This is a genomic window from Rhodoferax sp. (assembly GCF_018063565.1).
In the GTDB taxonomy this organism is placed as follows: Bacteria; Pseudomonadota; Gammaproteobacteria; order Burkholderiales; family Burkholderiaceae_C; genus Rhodoferax.
In genome coordinates this window covers 1-6,146 of the sequence record NZ_JAGPBB010000139.1, presented here as the reverse complement: position 1 = coordinate 6,146, position 6,146 = coordinate 1, and the positions used below count along the sequence as shown (strand labels likewise).

Below are 6,146 nucleotides of genomic sequence, written 5' to 3'. Positions count from 1 at the left end.
GTGCGCCTGACCGACAACAACAGCGCCGTCGTGCTAGAGGTCACCGATACCGGCCAGGGCATACCGGCATCCCAACTGGAGCACGCCTTCGAGCGCTTTTGGCGTGGTTCTGAACAAGTGGGTGGTTGTGGGCTTGGCCTGGCGATCGTCGCTGAGATCGCACAGCGACATGGTGGTCAGGCACAGGCCATCGCGGTAGAACCTGCCGGTCTATGCATCCGTTTGACTCTGCCACGCAGTTCGCCTTGAACTATCCGGGTTGCAGCGCCTGCAATTCGAGCGGGATCTTGCTTAGATCCACCAGTTGAACTCGAACCACTTCGTCGCCTTCCTCCTTAAGAACTGCGGTGATCCAGGGTGCCTGGCGCCCCCAGACCATGGCGATTGACGTCAGCGGCGCGACCACCACCCCAACCAGCTCATCAAACAGCCAGACAAAGTCCGCCTGCGCGCCGCACAGCACCAAGCCTACAGAGACACCACTGATCGGGCTGGCCACCTGGCCGTGAATCAGGCGTGCATCCAGCAGTGGCCAAGTCGAACCATCCGATGCCTCGACGGCACCCAGGGCGGGCGGACTCACCGGTGTGGCCACCCAGCGGCGCAGGCGCAGGGCAGAGCGGATCACGGCCACATCAAAGCCCAGATAGACATTGCCGGCGCGCACCACACCAAAGCTACTGGTGGCACCACTGCCCTCGTAGCGGGCGAGGTGATGGTGACTGGCCGCCGCCTGGAGGCGCTTGTCGGCATGCAACAACAGGACCCAAGCCCACTCGGTATGACCGTCACTGCGCAGGAACTCCCGATAGCCCTGAGAGCGCGCGACACCGGCGAGCACCGGTGTTGTGCCGTGTTGACCGAGCAGGCTTGTAGCGCTATCCGGCAAAGGCCAATGACCACCACCCAGGGGCTGGCTGGCCGTTGCCTCTGAGGTTTCGACAATCCATTGCGTGGCGCCAATACGATAGGCAGCACCGGTCCATCCGGCACCAACACACACTGCCTCCAACATGCCGGTCAACTCGCGACGGGTCTCAAAGTACAGGGCGACACCGCCAACAACCCGCCCGTCGGGTGCACGCACCGCGGCCACATACGTCCAGACGTCGGCGTTTTCTTGCGGACTGACAGGACGCACCGCAAGATAGTCTTTAGGGGCCTGCAATGCGCCCATACCACTCAGGATATCTGCGCCTATATGGTGCGGGTGCGGTTCAACGCCCGGACGGGAAACAGCCAACACCTGCCCTTTGACATCGAACAGGGCCACTTGACGGTAGACGGTGTAGAGATCGTTCAGATGTGACAGCACCGGCTGGGCTTGAGCCGACAGGTCAGCGGCTTCTTTGTGGCCAGCGGCCACAGCCTGCAGGGTTTGACAGAAGACCGCGTTCAGCGCCCACCAGCGGCAGTCATTGGCGCGCTCGTAGAGGTTGCGGTCCAGAATGCTGACGGCCAGGCGCGCCTGCGCCAGCACCTGCGCTTGTAGTCCATTCTCCAGCAGCTCCGTCAATGAGCCAATGGCTCGGTCAAACAGTTCCAACGTACGGGTGCCGGCCAGCCCGATCTGGTCCAACACCACCCGCAGCGCAGCCACGTCCTGAACACCGGTCTCGGTTACCTTGCCGTTGAACAACACCAGTCGCAGGTCTGCCGCCGTCTCTTGCGCCCGCGCCAGGATAGACTGCAACTCCAGTTGAGCCTGCTGCAGGCTCGGCAGGTCCGTTGCCGACTCACCATTGCCCTGAGCGGATGCTGCGAGCACCCAGGCACGCCAGCCCGGCCCCGAGTAACCCTGGTAACCAGGAGAGATGGTTTGCGCCATCGGGTAATCATCTTTTCCCACGCGCACCGACCATGGCGGATCACCATTGGTGCGCGGAATCGAGCCACCCGGCAGGCGCGAGCCATTGCTGCTTTGCAACACCTGTCCACGGCTGTTGACAAAGGCAAGTGTCGCTTCGGGCTGGTCACCCAGCACTTCTGCACGCAGAGCGGACAGTTCCTCTGTCAATGCAAAGTGCAAAGCCACAACACCGAGAACACGACCATCATCATCGAGCACCCGATGGCCGTAAATCAATGCCGGATCAGCACCCCACCAGGCATGCGCCTCGTAAACCTCAACATAGCCATCCGCACCCAAACAGGCGTCAAACCACTTTGGCACGCTGGGCCTGCTCGTGGAATTGACGACGCCATCGGTCAGTCGCCAAACCAGCTTGCCCTGCGGGTTGATCAATGCGATATCGGTATAGACCGAATAAAAGCTGCGGTACAGGCTCAAACGCCGTTGCAACGCAGCCGCATCCTGTGATGCCGGGTCTCCCAAGTAGGCAACGATTGAGGCATCGGTGGCGATAAACCCAACGTCGGCGGTTCGTTCGAACAGATTGCGGACCAGAATGTCGATCGCCGCCTGCGCCCGGGCCAGCAGGTCGCGCTGCTGATTGGCCAGGCGCGCCCTCTCCAGCCCCAGCGCCAATTCGTTGCACAGATCCTCGAATGCAACCCGCGTTCCCACCAAGGTCGACAGGAACTGATTGGCTTCACCCCGACACACGATGCGGGCTGTGGTTTCAATAAAGCGCCACTCCATGCGCTGGCGATCCAGATCTGCACGGATCTGGTGCGCAGGGTAGGCAACCTGCATGAATTGCTCCTCGACTAGTTATCTGGCTACCATAAAAATCAAAACCATGCAAAAGGTATGCCAAAAAAAACAGGCAACCAAAGGAGTTTTGGATGCAAGCCCGCCGACTTAACCCAGGCGCAACCCGGTTTGCGCGTCAAACCAGTTGTTGTGGTTGCTGCTCACCGACAGACCAACCTGGTCGCCCACCTGCACCTGTGTACTCGGTGGTGTCCGTACCGTGATCAGACCAACACCGGTCTTGACCACCACATAAGTATCTGCACCGGTCGGCTCAACCAGTGTCACCTGACCACGCCAGGTGGCGTCGTCGGTCAGGTGGATGTGTTCCGGGCGCTGGCCCAGCGTGACCTTGCCTTGCGCCGGGCACGGCAGCGCAAGGCTGCCACCCTCAAAGGAAAATAGCCCACTAGCGCCTGTCCCGCTTGCGCTACCAGCTATAAAATTCATGGTGGGTGAACCAATAAATCCGGCCACGTAGGTATTGGCCGGCAGGCGATAGATGTCGTCGGGCGTGCCGATCTGCTGCAGGATGCCATCTTTCATCACTGCGATGCGGGTGCCCAAGGTCATGGCCTCGATCTTGTCGTGCGTCACGTACACGCTGGTGATGCCCGACACTTGATGCAGGCGTTTGATTTCGGCGCGCATCTCGACGCGCAGCTTGGCATCCAGATTGGAGAGTGGCTCGTCAAACAAAAACAGCTGCGGGTCACGCGCCAACGCCCGACCCATGGCCACGCGCTGGCGCTGCCCCCCCGAGAGCTGCGCCGGGCGGCGGTCCAGCAGATGCTGGATCTGCAACATTTCGGCGACTTGCTGAATGCGTTTTTTGCGCACATCCAATGGCACCTTGCGCATTTCCAGCGCAAAACCGATGTTGTCAGCCACACTCATGGTCGGGTACAGCGCGTAACTCTGGAACACCATGGCGATGTCACGCTGCGCGGGCGCGACACCGATCACGTTCTTGCCGGCAATCTTGAGTTCACCTTCGGTCGGGTCTTCCAGGCCAGCGATGATGTTGAGCAAGGTCGATTTGCCGCAGCCCGAGGGACCAACCAGAATAAGGAATTCGCCAGGGGCGACCATGATGTCGATTTTTTTCAGGACTTCAACCGCCTTGTCGGCCTTGCCAAAAACCTTGCGGATGCCTGCGATGTGGAGAGATGCTGCCATGATGAGGGTGTCCTTTAAGCGTTTTGCTCTTAACCTTTGACCGCACCGGCAGTCAGACCTTTGACGAAATATTGCCCCGCCAGCACGTACACCAGCATGGTCGGCAGACCGGCGATGATGGCCGCGGCCATGTCGACGTTGTAATTTTTCACGCTGCTGGTGGTGTTGGCCATGTTGTTCAGGCCCACCGTGATGGGTTTGCTGTCGGCGCCGCTAAAAGCCACGCCAAACAGGAAGTCGTTCCAGATGTTGGTGAACTGCCAGATCAACGTCACCATCAAAATCGGCGTGCTCATGGGAATGACAATGCGGTAGAAGATGCGCCAGAAGCCCGCCCCGTCCATGCGCGCGGCGTTGACCAGTTCCCGCGGAATGGCGGTGTAGTAGTTTCTGAAGAACAGCGTGGTGCCTGCCATTCCCGCCAGGCAATGCACCAGCACCAGCCCGGCAATCGAGCTCGAGAGCCCCAGAAAACCCAACACCTGGCTCATTGGCAACAACACCACCTGAAACGGCATGAACACGCCAAACAGGATGAAGCCAAACAGCAGGTCGCTTCCCTTGAACTTCCACATGGAGAGCACATAACCATTGATGGCACCCCAGGCGGTCGAGATCAGCACCGCCGGCACGGCCATCATCACCGAATTCCAGAAATAGGGTTTGAGCCCCCGGCAATCGACGCCAGTGCAGGCGGTCGACCAGGCCAGCGTCCACGATTCGAAGTTGAGCGAGGTCGGCAGGCTCAGCAGGTTGCCCGAGCGGATTTGCTCTGCATCCTTAAAGCTGGTGGCCAGCATCACATACAGAGGCGCCAGAAAGAAAAAGGCCGCAATCAGCAGCACACCGTAAACGGCGGCGCGGGAAAGTGTTTTAGCGTTCATGGTGGTGTGTCCTTGTGCTTAACGCTCATGCGGTTTGGCGCGCAACTCGCTGTACAGATACGGCACCACCAAGGAGGCCACAAACGCCAGCATCATGGTGGCACTGGCTGCCCCCAGGCCAATCTGGCCACGGGTAAAGCTCATGGTGAACATGAAGGTGGCTGGCACGTCAGAGGCATAACCCGGCCCGCCAGCGGTGAGCGCCATCACCAGGTCAAACGCCTTGATGGACAAGTGCGAGAGCACCAGAATGGTTGAAAACACCACCGGGCGCAGCACCGGCAAGATGATGCGCCAGTAAATGCGCGGCAGCGAAGCACCGTCCATTTGCGCGGCCTTGATGATGCTGTCGTCTATGCCACGCAATCCGGCCAAAAACAGCGCCATGGCAAACCCGGCGGACTGCCAAACGCCGGCAATCACCACGCAGTAGATGGCGGTATCGCTTTGCACCAGCCAGTCAAACCCAAACGAGGTCCATCCCAGGTCGTGCATGAGTTTTTCAAGACCCAGGCTGGGGTTCAAAATCCATTTCCAGGCGGTACCCGTCACAATGAACGACAAAGCCATGGGGTAAAGGTAAACAGTGCGCAGAAAGCCTTCGCCACGAATTTTCTGGTCCAGAAAAATCGCCAGCAGCATGCCCAGCAGCATCGAGCCGCCCACATACAACACGCTGAACACGCCCAGGTTTTTGAGCGCGATGTACCAGCGGTCCATTTCCCACAGGTTGGCGTACTGCTGCAATCCGACAAATTCGTCGTAATTGGGCAGCATGCGCGAGTTGGTGACGGAGAGCACCCCGTTCCAGATCATCAAGCCGTAGATGAACGCAAAGCCGAGTACAAAACCCGGGGCGATCACCAGCTTGGGTAACACGTTTTCAAAGGATTTCATAGAGCTTTCGCCTTTGATTGACTTGATGGGATCAATGTTGATCCGCTGAAGGGATTCCTGCGCCTTAACCCGACTTGGTGGGGTGAGTATTCCGCTGCGTTCGTGTCCCCCGCCCGACAGCCTTCGGCCTTCGGTCTCCTCCTTCACCTCACTGCGCGAAACACCCACCCCGTCAGGTCTAGTCGCCAATTAGCGTTTCAATGTCACAGCTCACAGCGCCAAGCAGCAGGGTTAGGGTATGACCCAAAGCGAAGTAAAGGAGGAGCCCGAAGGGCGGGGGACATGAGCGGCGGGTCGTACCCCAACCCTGCTGCGGGTTAGCGAGCCAATTGCCTTCAATCCCCCGCAACCTGATTCCCGACCTCAAAATACTCCAGGCCGGAAAACAGGTCGTCATGAACCGAACTTACTTGGTCGCAGCCGCCTTGGCGATGTTCTTCACACCGTCAGCCACCGAAATCTTGTCGTCATTCCAGAACTGGCTGACCGCGTCCTTGATGGCACCTTCGGCCGCTGGCTTGACGGCCATA

General features: G+C 59.3%; 5 protein-coding genes. 1 reads left to right on the top strand and 4 read right to left on the bottom strand.

Annotation, left to right across the window (positions count from 1 at the left end; genetic code table 11):
* A partial coding sequence (locus KBF66_RS18405; protein ID WP_296660984.1) for a sensor histidine kinase occupies positions 1-249 on the top strand: 249 nt, incomplete at its 5' end.
* Position 250: 1 nt separating this feature from the next.
* Here KBF66_RS18405 and KBF66_RS18400 read toward each other — a convergent pair.
* The 4 genes from KBF66_RS18400 to KBF66_RS18385 all read right to left on the bottom strand — a co-directional run bounded on the left by KBF66_RS18400 (position 251) and on the right by KBF66_RS18385 (position 5,616).
* Positions 251-2,656 carry a cache domain-containing protein gene (locus KBF66_RS18400; RefSeq protein WP_296660981.1) on the bottom strand — a complete coding sequence of 802 codons (2,406 nt, stop codon included), beginning with the start codon at positions 2,654-2,656 and terminating at the stop codon, positions 251-253.
* 108 nt (positions 2,657-2,764) lie between these two features.
* Entirely contained in the window at positions 2,765-3,835 is a 1,071-nt protein-coding gene (locus KBF66_RS18395; protein ID WP_296660980.1) for an ABC transporter ATP-binding protein, read from the bottom strand.
* Between the two features lie 29 nt (positions 3,836-3,864).
* Entirely contained in the window at positions 3,865-4,719 is an 855-nt protein-coding gene (locus KBF66_RS18390; protein WP_296659948.1) for a carbohydrate ABC transporter permease, read from the bottom strand.
* A gap of 18 nt (positions 4,720-4,737) precedes the next feature.
* Positions 4,738-5,616: a sugar ABC transporter permease gene (locus KBF66_RS18385; RefSeq protein WP_296660966.1), complete on the bottom strand. Its 879-nt coding sequence runs from the start codon at positions 5,614-5,616 to the stop codon at positions 4,738-4,740.
* Between the last annotated feature and the right edge of the window lie 530 nt (positions 5,617-6,146).

Excerpts from the sequence above, each read along its gene's own strand:
- KBF66_RS18400 (WP_296660981.1), bottom strand. The coding sequence starts at position 2,656 with ATGCAGGTTGCCTACCCTGCGCACCAGATCCGTGCAGATCTGGATCGC.
- KBF66_RS18395 (WP_296660980.1), bottom strand. The coding sequence starts at position 3,835 with ATGGCAGCATCTCTCCACATCGCAGGCATCCGCAAGGTTTTTGGCAAG.
- KBF66_RS18390 (WP_296659948.1), bottom strand. The coding sequence starts at position 4,719 with ATGAACGCTAAAACACTTTCCCGCGCCGCCGTTTACGGTGTGCTGCTG.
- KBF66_RS18385 (WP_296660966.1), bottom strand. The coding sequence starts at position 5,616 with ATGAAATCCTTTGAAAACGTGTTACCCAAGCTGGTGATCGCCCCGGGT.